This window comes from Ruegeria sp. BB6 (assembly GCF_056539385.1).
This window is the reverse complement of the sequence record NZ_JBQFUW010000009.1, coordinates 104,553-125,990: the sequence shown is the minus strand read 5'-3', so window position 1 is coordinate 125,990 and position 21,438 is coordinate 104,553. Positions and strand designations below refer to the sequence as shown.

At 57.3% G+C, this 21,438-nt stretch carries 19 protein-coding genes; 9 read left to right on the top strand and 10 right to left on the bottom strand.

The window, feature by feature from the left end; all coding sequences use genetic code 11:
• The first annotated feature begins 61 nt into the window (after positions 1–61).
• Entirely contained in the window at positions 62–961 is a 900-nt protein-coding gene (locus ACR0B7_RS18480; protein ID WP_170485625.1) for a LysR substrate-binding domain-containing protein, read from the top strand.
• A gap of 156 nt (positions 962–1,117) precedes the next feature.
• On the opposite strand, the gene ACR0B7_RS18475 is transcribed toward ACR0B7_RS18480, so the two are convergent.
• A complete protein-coding gene (locus tag ACR0B7_RS18475; RefSeq protein ID WP_170485624.1) occupies positions 1,118–2,275 on the bottom strand; it encodes an acyl-CoA dehydrogenase family protein in 1,158 nt (385 codons plus the stop codon).
• A gap of 119 nt (positions 2,276–2,394) precedes the next feature.
• On the bottom strand, positions 2,395–2,958 hold the full coding sequence (locus ACR0B7_RS18470) for a TetR family transcriptional regulator (protein ID WP_170485623.1): 564 nt from the start codon (positions 2,956–2,958) through the stop codon (positions 2,395–2,397).
• A gap of 440 nt (positions 2,959–3,398) precedes the next feature.
• On the opposite strand from ACR0B7_RS18470, the gene ACR0B7_RS18465 reads away from it, so the two are divergent.
• From ACR0B7_RS18465 to ACR0B7_RS18445, 5 genes are all read left to right on the top strand, one after another.
• Positions 3,399–4,019, top strand: a complete 621-nt coding sequence (locus ACR0B7_RS18465; protein ID WP_170485622.1) for a pyridoxamine 5'-phosphate oxidase family protein — start codon at positions 3,399–3,401, stop codon at positions 4,017–4,019.
• Positions 4,020–4,347: 328 nt separating this feature from the next.
• A complete protein-coding gene (locus ACR0B7_RS18460; RefSeq protein WP_480682169.1) occupies positions 4,348–6,828 on the top strand; it encodes a heavy metal translocating P-type ATPase in 2,481 nt (826 codons plus the stop codon).
• The gene (gene cueR, locus ACR0B7_RS18455; protein ID WP_170416765.1) at positions 6,825–7,214 is read left to right on the top strand and encodes a Cu(I)-responsive transcriptional regulator; all 390 of its coding nucleotides are present in this window, start codon (positions 6,825–6,827) and stop codon (positions 7,212–7,214) included. Before ACR0B7_RS18460 ends, cueR begins: the two co-directional genes overlap by 4 nt.
• Before the next feature lie 97 nt (positions 7,215–7,311).
• Complete coding sequence (locus ACR0B7_RS18450) at positions 7,312–8,184, top strand: NAD(P)-dependent oxidoreductase (RefSeq protein ID WP_170485620.1); 873 nt, start codon at positions 7,312–7,314, stop codon at positions 8,182–8,184.
• Between the two features lie 106 nt (positions 8,185–8,290).
• On the top strand, positions 8,291–11,356 hold the full coding sequence (locus ACR0B7_RS18445) for an aminotransferase class III-fold pyridoxal phosphate-dependent enzyme (protein WP_170485619.1): 3,066 nt from the start codon (positions 8,291–8,293) through the stop codon (positions 11,354–11,356).
• Positions 11,357–11,407: 51 nt separating this feature from the next.
• On the opposite strand, the gene ACR0B7_RS18440 is transcribed toward ACR0B7_RS18445, so the two are convergent.
• Positions 11,408–11,884 (bottom strand): hypothetical protein, encoded by a 477-nt coding sequence (locus ACR0B7_RS18440; RefSeq protein WP_170485618.1) that lies wholly within the window; start codon positions 11,882–11,884, stop codon positions 11,408–11,410.
• Positions 11,881–12,048, bottom strand: coding sequence for a hemin uptake protein HemP (gene hemP, locus ACR0B7_RS18435; protein ID WP_170385274.1), 168 nt, complete (start codon positions 12,046–12,048; stop codon positions 11,881–11,883). The genes ACR0B7_RS18440 and hemP overlap by 4 nt, the downstream gene beginning before the upstream one ends.
• A 222-nt stretch (positions 12,049–12,270) precedes the next feature.
• Between hemP and gph the strand changes: the two genes are divergently transcribed.
• Positions 12,271–12,948 carry a phosphoglycolate phosphatase gene (gene gph / locus ACR0B7_RS18430; RefSeq protein WP_170485617.1) on the top strand — a complete coding sequence of 226 codons (678 nt, stop codon included), beginning with the start codon at positions 12,271–12,273 and terminating at the stop codon, positions 12,946–12,948.
• A gap of 266 nt (positions 12,949–13,214) precedes the next feature.
• Here gph and ACR0B7_RS18425 read toward each other — a convergent pair whose 3' ends face one another.
• From ACR0B7_RS18425 to ACR0B7_RS18405, 5 genes are all read right to left on the bottom strand, one after another.
• Positions 13,215–13,970, bottom strand: a complete 756-nt coding sequence (locus ACR0B7_RS18425) for a branched-chain amino acid ABC transporter ATP-binding protein (protein WP_170416754.1) — start codon at positions 13,968–13,970, stop codon at positions 13,215–13,217.
• Between the two features lie 9 nt (positions 13,971–13,979).
• Positions 13,980–14,735, bottom strand: coding sequence for an ABC transporter ATP-binding protein (locus tag ACR0B7_RS18420; protein ID WP_170485616.1), 756 nt, complete (start codon positions 14,733–14,735; stop codon positions 13,980–13,982).
• A gap of 12 nt (positions 14,736–14,747) precedes the next feature.
• On the bottom strand, positions 14,748–15,953 hold the full coding sequence (locus ACR0B7_RS18415) for a branched-chain amino acid ABC transporter permease (protein WP_170385262.1): 1,206 nt from the start codon (positions 15,951–15,953) through the stop codon (positions 14,748–14,750).
• Positions 15,954–15,956: 3 nt separating this feature from the next.
• Positions 15,957–16,988, bottom strand: coding sequence for a branched-chain amino acid ABC transporter permease (locus tag ACR0B7_RS18410; protein WP_170385259.1), 1,032 nt, complete (start codon positions 16,986–16,988; stop codon positions 15,957–15,959).
• A gap of 106 nt (positions 16,989–17,094) precedes the next feature.
• Complete coding sequence (locus ACR0B7_RS18405) at positions 17,095–18,441, bottom strand: substrate-binding protein (RefSeq protein ID WP_170385256.1); 1,347 nt, start codon at positions 18,439–18,441, stop codon at positions 17,095–17,097.
• A 672-nt stretch (positions 18,442–19,113) separates the two neighbouring features.
• Here ACR0B7_RS18405 and ACR0B7_RS18400 point away from each other — a divergent pair.
• Both ACR0B7_RS18400 and ACR0B7_RS18395 read left to right on the top strand, forming a co-directional pair.
• Entirely contained in the window at positions 19,114–19,959 is an 846-nt protein-coding gene (locus ACR0B7_RS18400) for a helix-turn-helix domain-containing protein (protein WP_170485615.1), read from the top strand.
• Positions 19,959–20,450 (top strand): prepilin peptidase, encoded by a 492-nt coding sequence (locus ACR0B7_RS18395; protein WP_170485614.1) that lies wholly within the window; start codon positions 19,959–19,961, stop codon positions 20,448–20,450. The genes ACR0B7_RS18400 and ACR0B7_RS18395 overlap by 1 nt, the downstream gene beginning before the upstream one ends.
• A gap of 3 nt (positions 20,451–20,453) precedes the next feature.
• On the opposite strand, the gene ACR0B7_RS18390 is transcribed toward ACR0B7_RS18395, so the two are convergent.
• A complete protein-coding gene (locus tag ACR0B7_RS18390) occupies positions 20,454–21,437 on the bottom strand; it encodes a type II secretion system F family protein (RefSeq protein ID WP_170485613.1) in 984 nt (327 codons plus the stop codon).
• Position 21,438 lies beyond the last annotated feature (1 nt).

Below are 21,438 nucleotides of genomic sequence, written 5' to 3'. Positions count from 1 at the left end.
TCGGGCTGGCAGACTTCAAACGCCAGTGATATTGAATCCGAAAGGTATGAGGATTTGTCATATGATTGCGCCCCGCCGGTTCTTGCCGTCAATCCCCTCGCTTTTGGCGCTCGAGGCGGTCGACCGATTGGGCAGCGCTTCGGCCGCCGCCGAGGAACTGTCACTGACACAAAGCGCGATCAGTCGCCAGCTCAAGGCTATGGAGGAGCAACTAGGAGTCAAACTGATCCAGCGCTCTCAGATGCGATTGCAGCTCACACCCGCGGCGAAAGACTATGTACAAGTCGCCCGAACGACATTGCACCAGTTGGCTCAGGCGTCGCTGAAACTCAAGGCCAACCCGATGGGCGGGTCCTTGAACCTTTCAATCCTGCCCGCTTTCGGGATGCATTGGCTGGCTCCGCGCCTTCAGGACTTTGCCCGACGCCACCCAGAGGTCACGGTCAACCTGAACACGAGGCTCCGCCCCTTTGATTTCGATCGAGAGCGCTTTGACGCCGCAATTCATTTTGGCCGCAAGGACTGGACCGGGGTGAACTACCTGCCGATCATGCGAGAAGATGTCCTGCCAGTCTGCGCTCCGTCCCTGCTGCCGGCAGAGAACGACAACATCGAATGGCTGCTGGACGCGCCCCTGTTGCAGTTGGAAACACGGCCGGATGCGTGGGAAAAATGGTTCGCCATGCAGGGACGGGACGTCGCTGGCATCAAAGGGATGCTGTTCGACCAATTCGCGACGATGGGTCAGGCAACCATCCACGGGCTGGGGGTCGCGCTGCTGCCCAGCTACCTTGTCGAAGACGACCTGAGAAACGGGCGGCTTGTTCTCGCCTGGCGCGGGCCAGGTTTCAGCCTGGGCAATTTCTATCTTGTCTGGCCGCAGTCCCGGGCAGAATCCGAACCGCTGAAATCCTTCCGCCTTTGGCTGCAGGAACAAACCGCTTCATTTCCCCAAGAATAAAGTCCCGCCCCTCAAAACTGCGCGGCCTTCGGCCTTGCGTCCTGCGGACGGCGGGGGGGCAGGGCAAGCGCAGACTGCGTCCGCGCTTGCCCTGCCCAACGGGAGGAGATGTTTCCTAAGAAACATGAACGACGGGCGGGAGACCGCCGGCTGTCATCAATTGTCCAGAGAACGGGCGATGAGTTCCTTCATGATCTCGTTTGTCCCGCCATAGATCATTTGCACCCGCGCATCGGCATACAGGCGGGCAATAGGATACTCCATCATGAAACCATAGCCTCCAAAAAGCTGGAGACATTCGTGCATGACTTCGTTCTGCATTTCCGAACCCCAGTACTTGGCCATGGAAGCCGTAGCCGCATCCAGCGTGCCCGCCTCCAGCCGCGCGATGCAATCGTTGACAAAACTGCGAAGCAGTTCCGCCTTGGTCTTGCACTCTGCCAGCTTGAAGCGTGTATTCTGAAAGTCCATCACGCGCTGCCCGAAGGCCTTGCGCTCTTGGGTGTACTTTACCGTTTCAGCAATGGCGAAATCGATCGCGCCCAGCGCACCGATTGCAATGGTCATACGCTCCCACGGCAACTGCTTCATCATCTGATAAAAGCCCTGCCCCTCTTCCGGGCCAAGCAGGTTTGTCATCGGAACTTTGACATCCTCGAAGAACAGCTCGGCCGTATCGTTGGACTTCATACCCAACTTCTTGAGGTTGCGCCCTTTTCGGAATCCTTCTGCCCCACCAGTCTCTACGGCGACAAGTGACACTCCCTTGGCACCGAGGCTCTTGTCGGTCTTCGCCGCAACAAGGATCAGGTCTGCGGTTTGGCCGTTCGTAATGAAAATCTTGGACCCGTTCAGGCGGTAGGAATTGCCATCCTTTTCTGCCGTTGTTCGCACGGCCTGCACATCCGATCCAGTGCCAGGTTCCGTCATCGCCAACGCGCCGACCATCTCGCCCGAAGCCAGTTTCGGCAACCATTTCTGCTTTTGATCCTCGCTGCCATAGGCAGAGATGTAATGAGTCACGATCGACTGAATCGCATAACCCCAGCCGGAATCCCCGTGCGACGTCTGCGCATACATCGTGACAGCGTCAAATCCGATGCCGCCGCCGACGCCGCCGTGTTCTTCCGAGATGGCCCCCGCCATCAACCCCATGTCGCCAGCCTTGCGCCAGAACTCACGCTCGACCACGCCATTTTCGTTCCAGCGCTCGATATTTGGCACCAGCTCATCATCCATGAACCGATCCGCCATTTCAGCGAACATATGGTGTTCTTCAGTCACCCAGCCAGCGGTTGTGGTAAATAGCGACATCGCGCGTCCTCCCTATTCAACTTTCCGGGCAAGGTAGCCGTGGTTTTCATTCGATCCAATGTGTCCCGAGACGTGCTACGCAACGTCTTTTGGGCAATCGGCCCTCCGGGGATGCGACATCAGACCAAAGCGCGATCCAAAAGCACCTTCGCGGCTGCCTTGGCATCGCGGGCTGGATCGCAGCTTTTAAGAAGAACCGCCGTCACGATAGCGCCCTCCTTCAACAACAGGATTTGACATGCCAAGGCGGCCGGATCCTCGGCACCGGCCTTGCGCGCCAAGTCAGTGAAATACTCAAGCAGCAGGCGTTTATGCTCAGCGGCCTGAACGTGAATCGGATGATCTTTGTCCTGAAACTCCGCGCCCGCCTTTATGAACATGCACCCGCGAAAACCGTCCTCTGCGAACCACTCTCCCAGAGCGTCGAAACTCGCGATCAACTGGTCGGCCGGCGTAACCGCAAGGTCTTCAATTCGACGCAGGAACCAATTTCGGAAGTTCTCGTCACGCAGGCGCAGCGCGGCGAGGATCAATTCTTCTTTGGTGCGAAAATGCTTGTACATCGAGGTTTTGGACACGCCGGTCTCGGCAACCAGCTTATCCATACCGGTGGCGTGGAATCCGTCACGATAGAAGACTTGCAAAGCCTTGCGGACCAATTCGTCTCGTTTATTGGGGCGCATGCTACTGCTCCTGTATGTACCGATCTGTACATATTATTCCCGACGAAAAACTGCAACTACCTACAAGAAAAGTTGACTAAAAGCAGAAAAATTCACGCAATGAAACCCAAATTGGACAATAAATCTCAAATCAAACCTTGAAATAGATTACCGATCTGTACACATTTAGCCGCAAGATGTACCGATCAGTAAACCAAGGAGTTCGCAAATGCGACGCCGAGCCAGCCCAATCTCACCTCAATACGTTCCCTTTCTGCTGGCCGTTGCCTTGCTTGCCGCCTCGCTTGCATGATGGATCGCGACATGACCCGCCCTCCCCTGCCGGCGTTCACCTAGAACACAGCGCAGCGAAATGTGCGCATGGCCGAAAATGGCCGCAAGGCCCGCGCCCCGAAGATCACCCCGGATTGACCGAATTGAATCTGTAGAAAGGATCTACAATGCCACGCGCATTCTCGGAACTAACCTTCACCCCGACTGTCCGCGCACATCAAGAGCGTATGGGATCCGCAAAATCTTATGCCAAATTCATCGAAGGCGGACCGCAGCAAGGACATGAAATCGGCGAGGCTGAAAAGGCATTCATAGAGGCCCGGGACGGTTTCTATCAATCCACCGTGTCCGAAACCGGATGGCCCTATGTGCAATACCGCGGCGGTCCCGTTGGTTTTCTCAAGGTCCTCGACGCCCGAACCATTGGATACGCCGACTTCTCTGGAAACAAGCAGTATATCTCTCGCGGGAATTTGGACGGCAACGACCGCATCGCGATGATCCTGATGGATTACGCTAACCGACGACGCCTAAAGATTCTGGGCCGGGTCAAATTCAACGAAGGCAAGGAGGCAGCCGCCAGCCTCTATCCCCAAGGCGCTGAGGCTGAGGCCGAACGCGCCGTCGTGATTCATGTCGAGGGGCTGGACTGGAATTGTCCGCGCCATATCACGCCGCGCTTCACCGAGGCCGAATTACGGCCACATCTCAATAACCTGGGTCAACAACTGGCTCAACTCCAGGCCGAAAACGAGGATCTGAAACAACGGCTCGCAGGTCTAGCCTAAAACGATTTCCCGAATAGACCCGATGTCTTGGAAACAAGGAAGATTGTTATGCCGCGTCACACACTTAATTTCGCGTTCGCTTGCCTTGCGAGTTGCGTCCTGTCATCCGCAATTCTGATGCTGGGTTTTTTTGTGTCCCCCGAGGCTGTGCGCAGTTCCCCGCCGCCTCAGAACAACTCACTTTTGCTGGAACATCTCGCAAGTCGCTAAATCGCAAAGCCGCCTACTGATTTCCTTCAGCAGCCGCAAATAATACGCGCACCCCCCTTGACCTTCCCGTGACTGGAACCCCCATTTAGGAGCCACAAGATATATCAGGACGAGTCGAATGGGCGTTCCGCAAACACTGCAGTTGAAAATCACCGGGATGGGGTGCGCCTCATGCGTGGGGCGCGTTGAGGGTGCTCTGACCAGCGTTCCGGGCGTTACCAAGGCTTCGGTGAATTTTGCGACCGAAACGGCAAGTGTCACCTATGCCGGGCCAGTGCAGGCTTTGACAGACGCGCTGGACCAAGCGGGCTATCCGGCCGCGCTTGAGCATACGATACTGAGAATCGAAGGCATGAGCTGCGCCTCATGCGTCAGAAAAATCGAACGCCTGCTGACAAGCGATCCTGCCGTGACCGACGCGCAGGTAAATCTCGCGACCGAACGCGCCGTGATCACCTATGTGGACAGGGCGACAACCCGTCGGGCGCTGGCGGAGCTCTGCACCAAGGCAGGTTATCCCGCATACGTGGTGGAGGCAGAGGAGCAAACCCAAAGCGACCGGAACAAATCGCAAGAGACGCAATCACTGACCCGTGCCACACTGTTTGCCGCCGCGTTGGCACTACCCGTTTTCATTCTGGAAATGGGCGGGCACATGGTCCCAGCATTTCACCATTGGGTTCACTCTGTAATCGGCACTCAGGCCAGCCACCTGATTCAATTCGCGCTAACTTCGGTTCTCCTGTTCGGTCCGGGGCGGGTCTTTTACGCAAAAGGTGTTCCTTCGCTACTGCGCGGTGCCCCTGACATGAACGCGCTGGTCGCCATCGGAACCGGTGCCGCGTATCTATACTCGGTCGTTGCAACGTTCGCGCCGGACGTCCTGCCTCGGGGCAGCGCAAATGTTTATTTTGAAGCCGCGTCGGTAATCGTGGTCCTCATCCTTTTGGGCCGCGTTATGGAAGCCCGCGCCAAGGGGCAAACTGGCGCAGCGATCCGAAAGCTGATCGGGTTACAACCGAAAACCGCTCGGATAGAACAAGGTGGTGCGACCATCGAACGCCCGATCACAGAGATCGTAGTGGGCGATGTCCTGCAAGTCAGGCCGGGCGAGCGCGTGCCGGTGGATGCCGAGGTGCTGGACGGCACATCCTATGTCGATGAAAGCATGATTACGGGCGAGCCTGTTCCGGTTGGCAAGTCCCCCGAAGATCAGGTTGTCGCGGGGACCGTCAATGGAACCGGCGCACTGCGCGTGCGCGCAACCCGCGTCGGGGCCGATACGGTTCTTGCCCAAGTCATTCGGATGGTAGAGCAGGCTCAGGGCGCCAAGCTGCCGATTCAGGGAATGGTCGACCGCATCACGTCATGGTTCGTGCCAGCAGTAATCGCAGTCGCTGCGCTGGCGATCGGAGGATGGATGCTTTTTGGTCCTGCGCCTGCCCTTCCAATGGCACTGGTCGCGGGCGTTTCCGTTCTCATCATCGCGTGCCCCTGCGCCATGGGTTTGGCAACGCCAACCTCGATCATGGTGGGGACCGGTCGTGCTGCCGAATTGGGTGTTCTGTTTCGCAAGGGTGATGCGCTGCAACAGCTTCAGCAGGCCAAGGTCGTGGCGCTGGACAAGACCGGCACGCTGACGCGAGGTCACCCAGAGCTGGAGAGCGTTTCGACGGCGAACGGCTTTGACAGCAATTTCGTCCTGCGCCTTGCAGCCGCCGTCGAGTCTCGGTCCGAACACCCGATTGCGACGGCGATCATGCGCGCCGGACCAGCAGAACTGCCACCGGTTACCAGCTTTCAATCGTTGACCGGGCTGGGTGTTCAGGCATCGGTCGAAGGGCATGACGTCCTGATCGGATCGCCAAGGTTGATGGCACAGAACCAAGTAGACTTATCGGATTTGAAACCCGAAGCCGACCTGCGCGCAGCCGAAGGCGCGACCACTTTATTCGTTGCCATTGACGGCCAGGCGGCAGCAGTGATCGCAGTTTCAGACCCGCTCAAGCCCGGCACGGTCGAGGCATTGAACAGATTGCACGAAATGGGCCTGACGCTGGCGATGGTCACGGGCGACAACCTTGCCACCGCGCAAGCGCTGGCTGGGAAGCTCGGCATTGATCATGTTACGGCCGAGGTTCTGCCGGACGGTAAGCTAGAGGCGATCAATGGGCTGCGCGACAAGTTCGGCGCGCTTGCCTTTGTCGGGGACGGCATAAATGACGCCCCCGCGCTGGCTGCTGCGGATATCGGTGTAGCGATCGGCACAGGCACGGATGTAGCGATCGAAACAGCCGACGTTGTTCTGATGTCCGGTGATTTGCGCGGTGTCGCGAATGCGGTTGAGATCAGTCAGCGAACCATGCGGAACATCCGGCAGAACCTTGTGTGGGCCTTCGGGTACAACACGTTGTTGATCCCGGTCGCGGCAGGCGCGCTCTATCCATTTGGCGGCCCTCTTTTGTCACCTGCCCTTGCCGCAGGCGCGATGGCGCTCTCTAGCGTGTTTGTCGTGACCAACGCCCTGCGCTTGCGCCGCGTTCGCGCAAGCCTGCCGGAAAGCGCACATGTCCAGACTTCGCAGGCGGTGCAACCATGAATATCGGCGATGTATCGAACCAGACTGGCCTGCCAGCAAAAACGATCCGTTATTACGAAGATATCGGCCTTATCAAACCTTTGCGTGATGACAACGGATACCGCCGCTTTCGCAGCCAGGATGTGCACAAGCTGAATTTCCTGGGACGCGCCCGTGCCTTGGGATTTACCATCGAAGATTGCCGAACCTTGATGGCCTTGTACGAGGACGATACCCGCGCAAGCGCCGACGTAAAGAAAGTCGCGCGGGCGCATTTGGCCCAGATCGAAGCGAAAATCGCAGACCTGAACGCCATGCGCGACACGCTGGGGCACCTGATTGACGCTTGTGCCGGAGATGATCGGCCCGACTGTCCAATCCTGCAGGATTTGGGCGGCAAAACGTGACGCGGGGTTGCTCTTTTGACGCAGCTTTGCTTTGTCTCTGGCAAACATCCCAGCCTGGTGACACAGATCCAGGGCGGGCATCAGAAAGGATCTCCAAATGGCAAAAATCGCGTTTCTGGGTTTGGGCGTCATGGGTTACCCGATGGCCGGTCACCTGCAAGCGGCAGGCCACGACGTCACTGTCTACAACCGGACGAAAGCCAAAGCCGAAGCGTGGGTTGCCCAGCACGGCGGCGCGATGGCAGAGACCCCGCGTGACGCAGCCGAGGGCGCGGAATTTGTCATGGCATGTGTCGGCAACGACGATGACTTGCGCATGGTCTGCACCGGAGAACTTGGCGCGTTTCACGGCATGTCCGATGGTGCGATCTTTGTTGATCACACGACCGTATCCGCCAAGGTGACCCGCGAACTTTACGACGCAGGTAAGGCACGCGGCATCGCTTTTGTCGACGCCCCGATCTCGGGCGGACAGGCGGGGGCTGAGAACGGCGTCTTGTCAATCATGTGCGGCGGGGACCAATCGGCCTATGACACGGCAGAGCCGATCATGCAGGTATACTCGAAAATCTGCCGTCGGATCGGCGACAGCGGCGCTGGTCAGTTGACGAAGATGTGCAACCAGATCGCCATAGCCGGGCTGGTTCAGGGTCTCAGTGAAGCGCTGCATTTTGCGGAGAAAGCCGGGCTGGACGGTCGGTCGGTGGTTGAGGTGATCAGCCAGGGCGCGGCTGGAAGCTGGCAGATGGCGAACAGGTACGAGACCATGCTGGACGACCATTTCGATCACGGTTTCGCCGTTGACTGGATGCGCAAGGATTTGGGCATCTGCCTAAGCACTGCAGATGAAACCGGCGCGTCCCTGCCTGTGACGGCCCTGGTTGATCAGTTCTACAAGGATGTACAGAAACTGGGCGGCGGGCGCTGGGACACCTCGTCCCTGATCAAACGATTGCGCGCGTTGGGATGAAGCAAGGGGGCTGTCTGCCCCCTCTTGGGCCGCCGGCCCAATTCACCCCCGAGGATATTTAGGGCCAGATGAAAAGGATCCCGCTGAACGCGGGACGGGAATTCAAATGAGCGACTTGATTGATTTCTGGACGAGCGCACTGCGTCAGCATTGGGGCTTGGACGCCCGGCTGATCCGTTTGGATGGCGAATACGATCTTAACTTTCTGGTGCAGGCCACCAACGGGCAGGACTATGTGCTCAAGGTCATGCGGACCGGATGTGAGCAGGAGTTCGTGGACCTTCAGGTAGAGGCTTTGGACCATATCGCGCACGCAGCGCCGGGGCTGCCCTTTCCGAAGGTGTTTCAAGACCTTGAGGGTGTGGTATTGCCACACATTGCCGATCAGGATGGTGCGCCGCGTCTGGCGTGGCTGTTGGAATGCCTTCCAGGGCAGTGTTACGCCAAGGCTGCACCTAAATCCGAAGACCTGATACTCAAATTGGGGCGCGTATTGGGGGCAACGGATCGCGCATTGGAAGGGTTTTCGCATAGCGGTTTGAACCGCACCGGCTTCAAGTGGGATCTGACGCAGGCGGGCTGGATCTCGGAAAAGCTGGACGCGATCACGGACCCTTCGCGACGGGCGCTTTTGACAGAAATTTGCGACGGGTTCGACGCGATCTCATCGACGCTGGCAGAGCTACCCAAACAGGCAATTCACAATGATGCAAACGATTACAATGTGTTGGTCGAGGGCGAATTAGGGCAACGTCAGACCGTGTCTGGCCTGATTGATCTGGGCGACATGTGCGCTGCGCCACGCATTTGCGATCTCGCGATTGCAGGCGCGTACGTCGTTCTGGACCACCCAAGACCGGAACGCGCGCTAGCGGCTTTGGTGCGCGGATACCACGCGGCAAATCGATTGCGGGCGGAAGAGGTGGACCTGATCTGGCCGCTGTTGCGAATGCGGCTGGCGGTTTCTGTTGTGAACTCGACGCTGATGGCCGCTGAAATCCCCGATGATCCGTACGTAACGATCAGCCAGGCGCCGGCGTGGCGGTTCCTAGAGAACGCGGCTGTTAATGGCGCGTTGATGCCTGCAAGGCTGCGCGTGGCCTGCGGGTTGCCGGTGACTGAGGGGGCTGAGCGCATCCAAGCCTATCTGACGGATCATCGCGGTCAGTTCGCCGAGTTGCTCGGGCAGAGCCTGCAAGACATCCCTATGGGTTCGCTTTCAGTTGAAAACTGCACATGGCCGCAGAACCCGTTCCATATGCCTTTGGCCGAAGCTGCCCGTGTGGGAGAGGAAAATGGGCCGGGTCCGTGGATGGGGTATTACAACGAACCGCGCCTGATCTATGCGGAACCGGGATTCCGCAAGGGGCCATGGAAAGCGTCAGACCGGCGCACAGTTCATCTGGCTGTAGATGTGTTTGCGCCAGCCGGAACTGTGTTGCACGCGCCGATGAGCGGGCGGGTGGAGGCCGTTGAGAACCGCGACGCGCATCTGGACTATGGTGGTGTCGTGATCTTGCACCACGAAACACCCGAGGGCGATCCGTTCTATACGCTTTATGGCCACCTTGACACCGAGGTCTGCGACCGTCTGAAACCCGGTGACCCCGTGGCACAAGGCGCGGCCTTTGCGCGGCTTGGGGACGTCTCTCAGAATGGTGGCTGGGCGCCGCATGTCCACTTTCAGGTGGCCATGACCACAGACGGTATGCAGAATAACTGGCCCGGCGTCGGTGATCCGGATGAGATTGAGCTGTGGCAAGCCGTCTGCCCGAACCCTGCGGTGCTGCTGAACTTGCCTGACGACAAGGTGTTCTACCAGCCAACCGACAAACGGGCGATCCTGCAGGGGCGGCATGATCATTTTGGCGGCAATCTGAGCCTGACCTATGACGATCCTGTCATGCTGGTGCGGGGGTGGAAACACCACCTGTTCGACGAATGGGGTCGCCCCTATCTGGACGCCTATAACAACGTCCCTCATGTGGGTCATGCCCATCCACGCATACAGGCAGTGGCTGCGGATCAGCTTCGGCGAATGAACTCGAACACGCGCTATCTGCACCCTGCGCAGACTGCGTTTGCCGATAAGGTGCTGTCGAAACTACCCGATCATCTTGAGGTCTGTTTCTTCGTCAATTCCGGCACCGAAGCGAACGAGCTCGCCCTGCGGCTGGCCCGCGCCCATACCGGGGCCAAGGGGATCGTGACGCCGGATCACGGCTATCACGGGAATACGAACGCGGCGGTTGCGATCTCAGCCTACAAATTCAACAAACCCGGCGGGGTCGGTCAGGCGGACTGGGTCGAACTGGTCGAGGTGGCCGACGACTATCGCGGGTCGTTCAAACGCGACGATCCCGAACGCGCCACAAAATTCGCGGATTTTGTGGACCCTGCGATTGCCGCTTTGCAGGACAAGGGCCACGGCATCGCCGGTTTCATCGCTGAAACCTTCCCCTCGGTTGGCGGCCAGATCATCCCGCCCAAAGGGTATCTACCTGCGGTCTATGAAAAAATCCGCGCCGCCGGAGGGGTGTGTATCGCCGACGAGGTGCAGACCGGGCTGGGGCGTCTGGGTGAGTATTACTTTGGCTTTGAACATCAGGGCGCGCTGCCCGATATCGTGGTCATGGGCAAACCCATTGGCAACGGGCACCCTCTGGGTGTGCTGGTCACCACCAAGGAAATCGCGCAAAGCTTTGACAACGGGATCGAGTTCTTCTCGACCTTTGGCGGATCGACCTTGTCTTGCCGGATCGGGAAAGAGGTGCTGGACATCGTCGATGATGAGGGTCTGCAGGACAATGCCCGCGTGATGGGCGCGCGGTTAATGGACGGTCTGCGCGGGATCGAAGCTGATTTTGGCTGCGTCGGCGACGTGCGGGGCATGGGCCTGTTTTTAGGGGTCGAGCTGATCAACTCCGACGGCTCTGAAGGCACTGAAATCTGTAAATACGTTAAAAACCGGATGCGTGATCACCGCATACTGATCGGCAGCGAAGGGCCAAAGGACAACATCCTGAAAATTCGCCCGCCCCTGACGATCGAGGCGGATGATGTCGACATGATCCTGTGGGCATTGCGTGACGTGCTGACCGAGGTGGGCGACTATTCCCCTGCCCCGACCTGTGATCATGACCATCACCATGCCGGATGCGGCTGCTGCTGACACAAGAAAACCCTCGGCACGAGGAGAGCGCCGAGGGTTCTCGCCCGCTGGTTAATGCAGCACGGCTGTAGGAATTTTATGCCCTGTTGTCGGCATAGGAACTTCGGACGTCATGCGGCGCAGTGCCAGCCCCAATTCTTCAGATAACGAGGCCAATGCGGGGGCAAAATCCGCCCGCACGATCAGCGATGCCATCATCATGGCATCCTCGCGTGCACCTTCAGATGCCGAGGCGATCATCTGGGCGAAACAGTTTTCATCCGCACCCAAGCAGGAACAATTCACCCCATGCCGGATCAAGGGCCGACGCCCATGATGGGCGCAAAGAGAACACAGCCGATCCAATGTCATCATGGCGGCGCGCCCGACGTCCGCACCCAGCGCAATCTCAAAATCGCTGGCCGCATCGACGCGGGACTGGCCGCCATCGCTCCATAAACGCAGGTACATCACGGCACCGGCCTCAACCGGACTCAAGTCGGCCAAATGACCGACCGGTGCTCCGCCGCGCGAAGACGAACCGCTCATTTCGTCAGGATCAATTTACCGGCGCGGGTGATGCGCAGCGTGTAAAGCTGATCGCCCAGTTCAATATGAGCAAGATTACCGCCTTTTGTGAGGTCTTCGGCCTTATGCGCCGGAAGCATGGACACAGCAAAAGACTCGCTGGGATTCGGGTTCTGCATGTTCATCAGGTCAACTCCAGAGGTTCTCAGGCGACAAGCCGTTCTGTTTTCATCTCAATTATCTGGCTGACCCGATTCCGGGCTGGCTGACTCTCTCCAAAGTTAATCTGATTATTTTAGTCAGGTATGTCAAGCAACAATAGATTACGATCGCACGGCCTTGCGAAATTGCACACAGGCGTTGCCCAAGCTAGGTCTTCCACCAGGCGAATACAGGCGGAGACAGTAATGAGCGCTACAATCATGTTCGATCTGGACGGCACGCTAGTCGACAGCATCCCCGATATCGCTGCGGCCGCGAACAGCATGCTGCAGGACGTGGACACGGCACCTCTGCCGCAGGACACAATCCAACAGTTCGTCGGCAACGGCCTGCCAAAACTGGTCGAGCGTGTGATCCTTCACTGCGGGCTGCCGATAGAGCGGCACGCAGAACTGACGCAAAAAACGCTGACATATTACGACGCTGCGCCAAGCGACCGAACGGTCCCCTATCCCGGCGTTGCTGACGCCTTGGCACAGTTGCAAGAGATGGGGTGTGTCCTTGGCGTGTGCACCAACAAACCCGAGGCCCCTGCCCGACACATCCTAAGCGCCCTTAAGCTGGACCATCATTTTGACACCGTGTTCGGAGGAGATACGTTACAGGTTCGCAAACCGGACCCTGCCCATTTGAACGCAAGCTTTGACGCGGTGACATCCGCTGGCCCGCGCCTTTATGTCGGGGACAGTGAAGTTGACGCGGAAACAGCACAGCGGGCGAAGGTTCCGTTCCTGTTGTTCACGGAAGGGTATCGAAAAACACCCGTTTCAGAAATTCCACATTCGCGCACGTATGACCACGCCAGCAAATTGACTGCGCTCGTAAATGAAGTGCTGAATGAGATGGACCAACTGACCTCGTGATAGCGAGGGGCCAGCTTAGGGGGTAAGTCGCCAGCCCCTCAGGGGAAAAGTGGTATTGTCCGTGGTCATTCCTTGGATAAGCCTGTGTTAACCACTTATGCTGGGGCAAGATATAGGGGGTTTCCCGTAGTCCAACGTAGTCACCTGATAGGTCGAGTTATTTTGACCGAAGAAGTACGAAAGCAGCCGGTCCACCAAATGAAAATGGCGGAATGAAAACCCATCCCGCCACAATAGAATTGAAACATACTGCCGTTCTGCGCGTGTCAGATAGCCAGGTACTCTTCGCGCAACTGGGAATTGTCGAGCACTTCGCTGGCTGTGCCGTCGAAAACGATGCTGCCCGTATCCAGAATGATCGCCCGGTCTGCCAGCTCCAGCGCACGCACAGCGTTCTGTTCGACGATGATCGTTGTCATGCCTTGCTGTTTGACATGGACCAGCGTCTTTTCGATCTCATCCACGATCACCGGGGCCAACCCTTCGTAAGGCTCGTCCAGCAATAGCACCTTGATGTCACGGGCCAGCGCGCGAGCAATTGACAACATCTGCTGTTCACCGCCCGACAGGGTCACGCCCTCTTGCTTGCGGCGTTCGCCGAGACGGGGAAACAGTTCGTAAAGCCGCTCTAGTGACCACCCGATTGGGGGCGCGATCTGGGCCAGTTGCAGATTTTCCTCGACCGTCAGGCCGGGGATGATCCGGCGGTCCTCGGGCACCAGACCCAAGCCCGCAGCCGCGGCCTCATAACTGGTCATGTTGTGCAGCGGCTGATGATCGAGCCAGATTTCGCCATGGCGCACCTCGGGCTCACCCACCCGCGCGATCGAGCGCAGGGTCGAGGTCTTGCCTGCCCCGTTCCGGCCGAGCAGCGCCAGAATCTCGCCCTCATGCACGTTAAAGCTGACGCCCTGCACGATATAGCTTTCGCCATAGTAGGAATGCATGTCCCACACCGACAGAAAGGCAGGCGCGGTGCTGGCCATATTCGCGTTTTTTGAAAAGTCAGGTTTCTCGTTCATAGCTTTTCCTTACGCTGCCTCGCCCAGATAGGCTTCGCGGACCTTGGGGTTGCCGCGGATGTTTTCCGGAGTGTCCTCGACCAGAGGTGTGCCTTGCGCCAGAACGGTGATCCGTTCGGCCAGACTGAACACCACATGCATGTCGTGTTCGATGATGGCGATGGTGATGTCGCGCTCATCCTTGATCTGTTTCAGCAGGTCGATCGTGTTGTTGGTATCGGCCCGCGCCATACCCGCCGTGGGTTCATCCAGCAGCAAAAGGCGCGGGTTCTGGCTGAGGCACATGCCGATCTCAAGCCGTCGTTTGTCCCCGCGCGACAAGGATGCGGCGTGCATCTCGCGCTTGTCGGCCATGTTCATCTCGACCAACATCGCCTCGGCCTGTTCGACGACCTCTTTTTCGTTGGCAATCGTCTCATAGGCGTGCATCCGAAACGCACCATCCCGCATGGCGAAGATCGGGATCAGCATGTTTTCCATCACCGTCAGTTCGCCGAAAATTTCGGGCGTCTGGAATACGCGGCTGATGCCCATCTGGTTGATCTGGTACGGCTCAAGCCCCAGGACCGAGTTGTTGTCGAACAGAACCGATCCGGTATCCGGCATCAGTTTGCCCACCAGACAGTTCAGCAGCGTCGACTTGCCCGCACCGTTCGGCCCGATGATCGCGTGCACCGAGTTTTCCTCGACGCTCAGGTTCACATCCGTCAGCGCCTTGAGGCCACCAAAGCGTTTACTGACGTCTTTGACTCGCAGAATTGCCATGATCGCCCTCCTTTATTCCGCTGGTTCCGTTTTGCCCGACGGCGCGTCGTCGGTGCCTGATTTCTTGCGCTTGAACCAATTCAGCAAGCGCTGCCCACCTTCAACAAGGCCACCCGGCAGATAGATGACGACAAGCATGAACAGGATACCCAGCGTCAGATGCCAGCCTTTTCCGATGAACGGGTGGATCAGGAACACAACGGCGTCTTCCAGGCCGTCGGGCAAAAAGGCGAACCAGCTGTGCAGGACATTGTCGTTGATCTTCGAGAAGATGTTCTCGAAATACTTGATGAAGCCCGCGCCCAGAACCGGACCGATCAATGTACCAGTGCCGCCGAGAATGGTCATCAGCACCACCTCGCCCGAGGCGGTCCACTGCATCCGTTCAGCCCCGGCAAGCGGGTCCATCGCCGCCATCAGACCACCGGCCAGTCCCGCATACATGCCCGAGATCACAAAGGCCGCCAGCGTGTATGGCTTGGAGTTCAGACCGGTATAGTTCATCCGCTGCTGGTTCGATTTCACCGCCCGCAGCATCATACCAAAGGGCGAACGGAAGATGCGGATGGCCAGATAGAACACGACCATCATGATTACAGCGCACAGATAGTAGCCCGCGTTGAAATCGAAACTCCACGCGCCCACGTCCATCGTATAGGTCGCACGCATCGGCAACCCGAACAGGTGTGGAAGGTCGGGCGCATTGGCCCCCTGAAGGATTTGCGGATCGTCTGCATAGACCTGCAGACCCGTTTCCCCGTTGGTCAGGTTAAACTTGGGGTTCGACAGCACCGAATAGGCCAGCGCAAAGCTCATCTGTGCAAAGGCCAGCGTCAGGATCGAGAAGTAGATGCCCGACCGCCTCAGGCTGACAAAGCCGATCAGCAACGAGAACAGCGCGGCGACGACAACGCTCAGCGCGATGGCCGGGATGACGTTATAGCTGAGCAGTTTGAACATCCACACGGCCGAATAAGACCCCACACCCAGAAAGGCCGCGTGGCCAAAGGACAGGTATCCGGTCAGGCCGAACAGGATGTTGAACCCAATGGCAAAGATGCCAAAGATCACAAAGCGCTGCATCAAGTCCGGGTAGCCCGCGTTGAACTGCGCCATGGCGCTGCCCTCGGGGAACGGGTTCAGGATGAAGGGGGCCAGCAAGGTCAGGATCGCAACGATGATCAGCAGGCTGGTGTCTTTTTTGTTCAGTCCCAACATTGATTATTCCTCCATCACGCCTTTGCGCCCCATCAGACCGCGCGGCCGCGTCAGCAGCACGATGATGGCGACAAGGTAAATGATGATCTGGTTGATGCCCGGTATCGTGGTCGTGGCCCAGGTGGTCGAAGCAAAGCTTTCAAGGATACCCAGCAGGAACCCGGCAAGCACCGCTCCGGGCAGCGATCCCATGCCGCCCACAACAACCACAACAAAGCTCAGGACCAGAAAATCCATACCCATGTGGTAATTCGGCGGATTGAGCGGCCCGTACATCACCCCGGCCAACCCAGCGACCGCTGCGGCGATACCGAACATGATGGTAAAGCGCCGGTCGATATTGATACCCAGCAGGCCCACGGTTTCGCGGTCAGCCATTCCTGCCCGCACGACCATACCAAAGGTGGTGAACTGCAGGAACGAGAACACGGCGCCGATGATAGCAACAGCAAACCCGAAATAGACCAGCCGCCAGATCGGATAGATGATCGCGTTCGGGTCAAAGCCGATCATGGTCCCCAGATCGACCGAACCGCTCAGCGCGTCAGGCGGCGGGGTCTGAATCGGGTTTGCACCGAAGAAATACTTGACGATCTCTTGCAGAACGATGGCGAGGCCAAAAGTCACCAGGATCTGATCCGCGTGCGGGCGCTTGTAGAAATGTTTGATCAAGCCGCGTTCCATCACGTATCCGACAAACAGCATGATCGGAATGGCAAACAGGATCGCCAGAGGAACAGACCAGTCGATGATGCTCGCTCCGACCTCGGGTCCGAACCAAGCCTCGACATAGGGCGTTTCAACTTTCAGCGGGTTGCCCAGAAAGTCCGTTTGGGTTTCGTCAACGGTTTCAAAGCTCAGATTCATGAGCTTTTGCAGGGTCACGGCGCAGAACGCACCGATCATGAACAGCGCACCATGCGCAAAGTTCACAACCCCCAGCGTTCCGAAAATCAGCGTCAGCCCCAATGCGATAAGCGCATAGGCCGACCCTTTGTCCAGACCGTTCAGAATTTGCAATAGGATGGCGTCCATTGGCCCCACCTCGAGATTGGTCAGCTTGGATTGAGTGGTTCAGCAGGCCGTCGAGCCTGCCAAAAACGTCTGGCCGCCGTCAGGCAGCCAGACCTTTACCTCAGGTTTATGCGCCCGGGTTGCACTGACCCAGCTCGCCACCGGCGAACATTGGGTGCTCGGGATCGTATTCAACCTGCGCACGTGGCGTGATCTCAACGATTTCCAGCGTGTCATACTCGTTGGTCGGGTTCTCGTTGCCCCGCACAACCAGCACGTCCTTGAAGCACTGGTGGTCAGCACCGCGATACCAGGTCGGACCGTTGCCCAATCCGTCGAACTCGAAATCTTCCAGAGCTTCGACAACACCACAGGGATTGAAGGTTCCCGCACGCTCACAGGCATCCGCATATAGCAGTGTCTGCGCATAACAGGTCTGGGCCGAGTTGGATGGCGGTTTGCCATACTTCTCGCCAAAGGACTTTACGAAGGCTTTGGTGCCTTCATCCTGTAGCTGCCAGTTCCAGTTCATCGACCCCAGAACGCCTTTGATGTTCTCGCCCGCACCCGCGGCCATCAGCTCGGAATAGAGCGGCACGACAATCTTGAAGTCCTTGCCGTTAGCCACCTTGTCCAGAAGGCCGAACTGAATCGCGTTGGTCAGCGAGTTCACCATGTTACCGCCGTAGTGGTTCAGAACCAGCACGTCCGCGCCCGAGTTCAGAACCGGAGCGATGTAAGACGAGAAGTCTGTCGACGCGAGTGGTGTTTTTACCGTGTTGACCGTTTCCCATCCCAAGGCTTCGGTCGAGGCGACGATCGACTCTTCCTGGGTCCAGCCCCAGTTATAGTCTGCCGTCAGGTGATAGGCACGGCGTTCGTTGCCCATCTCGGCCGCCAGCACCGGTGCAAGGGCCGCACCCGACATATAGGCGTTGAAGAAGTGGCGGAAGCCGTTGGCCTTCTTGTCCTTGCCGGTGGTGTCATTGGCATGGGTCAGGCCAGCCATGAAGATCACGCCTGCTTCTTGGCAGAGACCCTGAACCGCAACAGCCACGCCCGAGGACGAACCGCCGTTGATCATGATCGCGCCGTCTTTTTCGATCATCGACTTGGCCGATGCGCGTGCGGCATCCGACTTGGTCTGCGTGTCGCCCGTGACGAACTCGACCTTCTTGCCGAGGATACCGTTCCCCTGCAGAGCCTTGGACGAGAACGTGTTCAGGCAACCACCGTCGCCTTCGCCATTCAAATGCTCGACCGCCAGCTGTTGCGCCAGCAGTTCGTCATTGCCTTCTTCAGCGTAAGGACCCGTCTGAGGGACGTTGAACCCCAAAGTGACAGAGGACCCTGTCGGTTCGTTGGTGTAGGCGGCAGCCGACGAAGCCGTAAAGATCGTTGGCAGGGCCAGACCGGTCCCCGCGACGGCACCGGACTTCAGCACGCCGCGGCGTGTGACAGATTTATTAGTCATTAATTCCTCCCATTTCCCGTTTTCCGCCCTCTGGCTCCTCTTCCATCGGACGAAATCGCATTTCTGCGTAGGGCAAGTATGGAGGCGCTTCTGAAAAATTCACAACAACCCATTAATTTTGCAAGAATCTTGTGTAAACAAATCCACAGGGCGCTGAAAAATCTGTAACCATTTATTCATCAGCTATCGGTTAGCCATTATTTTTGTTGTGATAATTAGTAAATTCCATGGGTCGCTGCACCGAGCAGAACAAATATTTTCCCACAAGCCTTCAACCAATTTGGCCCGAAAGAACCAGAGCGTAGTGCAAAATTGGAATTTCCAGACCAAGCCCGCCGCTTGTTTTCATGCAAGTCCCACGCTCAAAACTGAGGGCCATGCCGGACCTGAAAACCGAAAAATCGCCGCAGGCAGTGACGGTAAAGGTATTTTCCAGGCGCATCCGCAGACCCCTATTAGGATACAGTGCCGCGCCCACAGGGGCATTGTCACCGCCACGGCGACTAATTAGTCACAGCTTCCATCAGATGCCCTCGAATTTAGTGGAAATTAATTTTGGGTTAATTTTTTGATGATAATTCTAGAAGGCCGAGTAGAATCGGTAGAAGTGAAAAGACATTATAAATCATAAGCCTGTAATTTTTTTTGTAACAAGTAACGGAACGGTGTGACATGGATGGGGGGAAAGCTCATAGCGGGGTGTGGCTGCCAAACGCACTTCACGCAAGAGCCATCATCAATTTCATTCACTGGAGCCAGGGCGGTCTGGTATTGGACGCCGCGCTGAAAGGTATTGTTGAAGCCTTCGGCGCTGAATGTGGTGTTATCAGTCGGCTGTGGCTAAACAAAGGCGCACATCGTGTGGCCGCCAGGGCAGATACGCACGACCCCACGGTCAGCCGTCCGCTGTTCCTGTCTTTTGCGAATGATGCGCTGGGTTCTTTCCGCAATATGCCCAAGCGCGCTTCTGTTTTCAGCCTGCAAGATGACGGAGAAGACCCCGGCAACTTGTCAGCCGTCCTGGTCGACTGGGTATCTCACCGAAAGGTAAGAGACATCCTGTTTGTCTGCCTGGACCATCAAGGCGGTGAAATCGACTTTCTTGAGCTGCATTTCGCGCAAAACCCGGAACCTGGGTTCAAGGAAGCTATTGAACAAATCGCTCCTCAGCTATCGGAAACGTACCAAAGCCGCCGACCGGGTTTGGTCACCGAAGCCTTGTCTCGTCAAACGGTGTCTACAATCCGGAAAAGCGCTACGGACACTCCGATCCTCAGCACCGGAAACCCGGCTGGATTGACGCGCGCGGAATGGCGTGTTTGCACGTTGGTCTCTCGCGGCATTTCTCCTCAGGGGATCGGCGAAGAGCTTGGAATTGGCCCGGCAACCGTTAGAACGCATTTGAAGCATATCTACTCGAAAACTGGTTTGGATAATTTTCACATGCTGGCACGCCGCTTGGTATCGGTTGAGGAACGCGAAGCACTGCACGGAAAGCAGCATCAGGCAAGGGCTTGATGCCTGAACACGACTGGCAGAATTGGCTTGCTCTTTGGCTGTTTGCGCCACTTTTCGTAGCTATGGCGTGGACGGACTTTACCCAACTCCGGATTCCGAACTCGTACTGTATCGCCGGCATTGTCGTATTTGTTGCAGCAGCACCATTTCTGGAATGGAATGATCTGCTTATTCGCCTTTTAATCGGTGGGGCATGCTTTGTTATTTGCCTAACCCTTTTTGCCATCAATTGGCTGGGTGGCGGCGACGCCAAAATGCTGCCCGTTGTATTCCTGACCATCCCGCCAGATGTCGTGTCTTATTACCTTTTGCTGTTTGCGGCTGCGATGGCCGTTGGGCTGGTTGCGATGTCTCTGTTTAGGCGTTTTGCCAGCAGCGCTTCGCCGCGCTTCAAGTCCACCGCCCAGTCACGCGAGTTTCCAATGGGCATCGCAATCGGATCTTCGGGTTTGGTTCTGATCGCGCTGTCTATACTGCAGATGACACGCTAACGATCAGCCACCAAATGCTTCTGCATAGCGAATGAAGACGGGCGCCAGGATGAGGCCAGCGATAGCGGGCAGCATCAGGAAGGCCATTACCGCAGACATTTTAACCGGCAGCTTGTTCGCCATCTCCTGCGCACGCAGTTCACGAAGCTCGCGCATCTCTTCTGCATAAGTGTTGAGAGCAGAGGCAAGAGGCACCCCGAACCGCGTTGACTGCAGCACGACGCTGACGAATGAGCTCATCTCCTCGATGCCTGTACGACGGGCCATGCGCATCAAGGCGGTGTCCCGATCTCGTCCAGCTTGGATCTCGCTCAAGGCAATCAGGATTTCCTCGGACATTTCCGGGGAAACCAGCTGCATTTCTACAGCGACTTTCAGCAACGCCTGATCAAAGCCCATTCCTGCTTCAACGCCGATTTGAAGAAGGTCCAGCATATTGGGAAACGCATTTTCCATAAGGCGTCTGCGCTCTTTGATGCGCGCTTCCATCCAATAATGCGGAGCAAAGAAGCCGATCCCACATAGGATGGCCACATTCCGCATGATTTCCAACATGTTCAGGCTGGACATATATTCGCCGACGGAGAAGCCAATGCTGTTCGCAGGCTGCCAGTTCAGCAGAAGAATGAACAACAGCGGCAAAGATGTCGCCAGCAATAGACGAAGCATATAGTATCCGGCGATCGCGTTTTTTCCGCGAAAGCCCGATTTCGCCAAGACCTGGCCAACTTCAAAACGCACGCTGGCGTCACTTGGAATAAGGGCGGCGCTCAATCCGGTGGGCTCATCTCCTTCGACCTTGTCCGGGATGGCCCTTGAAAGATTCTGACGCTGTCGTGTCGGCATCATGCGTTCGGCGGCCGTAGACCGCTCGCTCAGCGATGACGAAATCCCCAGAAAGGCAATAATTGCACCAACTAGAACCAAGGCGAGGATCAGAGCTTGAGTTACCCATCCGCCGTCGAGAAGTGAATTGAAATACTCCATC

Bases quoted from the DNA above. Each gene is read 5' to 3' on its own strand.
- ACR0B7_RS18395 (WP_170485614.1), top strand. From the start codon at position 19,959: ATGCCTGAACACGACTGGCAGAATTGGCTTGCTCTTTGGCTGTTTGCG.
- ACR0B7_RS18420 (WP_170485616.1), bottom strand. From the start codon at position 14,735: ATGGCAATTCTGCGAGTCAAAGACGTCAGTAAACGCTTTGGTGGCCTC.
- ACR0B7_RS18460 (WP_480682169.1), top strand. From the start codon at position 4,348: ATGGGCGTTCCGCAAACACTGCAGTTGAAAATCACCGGGATGGGGTGC.
- ACR0B7_RS18440 (WP_170485618.1), bottom strand. From the start codon at position 11,884: ATGAGCGGTTCGTCTTCGCGCGGCGGAGCACCGGTCGGTCATTTGGCC.
- ACR0B7_RS18415 (WP_170385262.1), bottom strand. From the start codon at position 15,953: ATGTTGGGACTGAACAAAAAAGACACCAGCCTGCTGATCATCGTTGCG.
- hemP (WP_170385274.1), bottom strand. From the start codon at position 12,048: ATGAACATGCAGAACCCGAATCCCAGCGAGTCTTTTGCTGTGTCCATG.
- ACR0B7_RS18425 (WP_170416754.1), bottom strand. From the start codon at position 13,970: ATGAACGAGAAACCTGACTTTTCAAAAAACGCGAATATGGCCAGCACC.
- ACR0B7_RS18405 (WP_170385256.1), bottom strand. From the start codon at position 18,441: ATGACTAATAAATCTGTCACACGCCGCGGCGTGCTGAAGTCCGGTGCC.
- ACR0B7_RS18475 (WP_170485624.1), bottom strand. From the start codon at position 2,275: ATGTCGCTATTTACCACAACCGCTGGCTGGGTGACTGAAGAACACCAT.
- ACR0B7_RS18450 (WP_170485620.1), top strand. From the start codon at position 7,312: ATGGCAAAAATCGCGTTTCTGGGTTTGGGCGTCATGGGTTACCCGATG.
- ACR0B7_RS18390 (WP_170485613.1), bottom strand. From the start codon at position 21,437: ATGGAGTATTTCAATTCACTTCTCGACGGCGGATGGGTAACTCAAGCT.
- cueR (WP_170416765.1), top strand. From the start codon at position 6,825: ATGAATATCGGCGATGTATCGAACCAGACTGGCCTGCCAGCAAAAACG.
- ACR0B7_RS18445 (WP_170485619.1), top strand. From the start codon at position 8,291: ATGAGCGACTTGATTGATTTCTGGACGAGCGCACTGCGTCAGCATTGG.
- ACR0B7_RS18465 (WP_170485622.1), top strand. From the start codon at position 3,399: ATGCCACGCGCATTCTCGGAACTAACCTTCACCCCGACTGTCCGCGCA.
- ACR0B7_RS18480 (WP_170485625.1), top strand. From the start codon at position 62: ATGATTGCGCCCCGCCGGTTCTTGCCGTCAATCCCCTCGCTTTTGGCG.
- ACR0B7_RS18470 (WP_170485623.1), bottom strand. From the start codon at position 2,958: ATGCGCCCCAATAAACGAGACGAATTGGTCCGCAAGGCTTTGCAAGTC.
- ACR0B7_RS18400 (WP_170485615.1), top strand. From the start codon at position 19,114: ATGGATGGGGGGAAAGCTCATAGCGGGGTGTGGCTGCCAAACGCACTT.
- ACR0B7_RS18410 (WP_170385259.1), bottom strand. From the start codon at position 16,988: ATGGACGCCATCCTATTGCAAATTCTGAACGGTCTGGACAAAGGGTCG.
- gph (WP_170485617.1), top strand. From the start codon at position 12,271: ATGAGCGCTACAATCATGTTCGATCTGGACGGCACGCTAGTCGACAGC.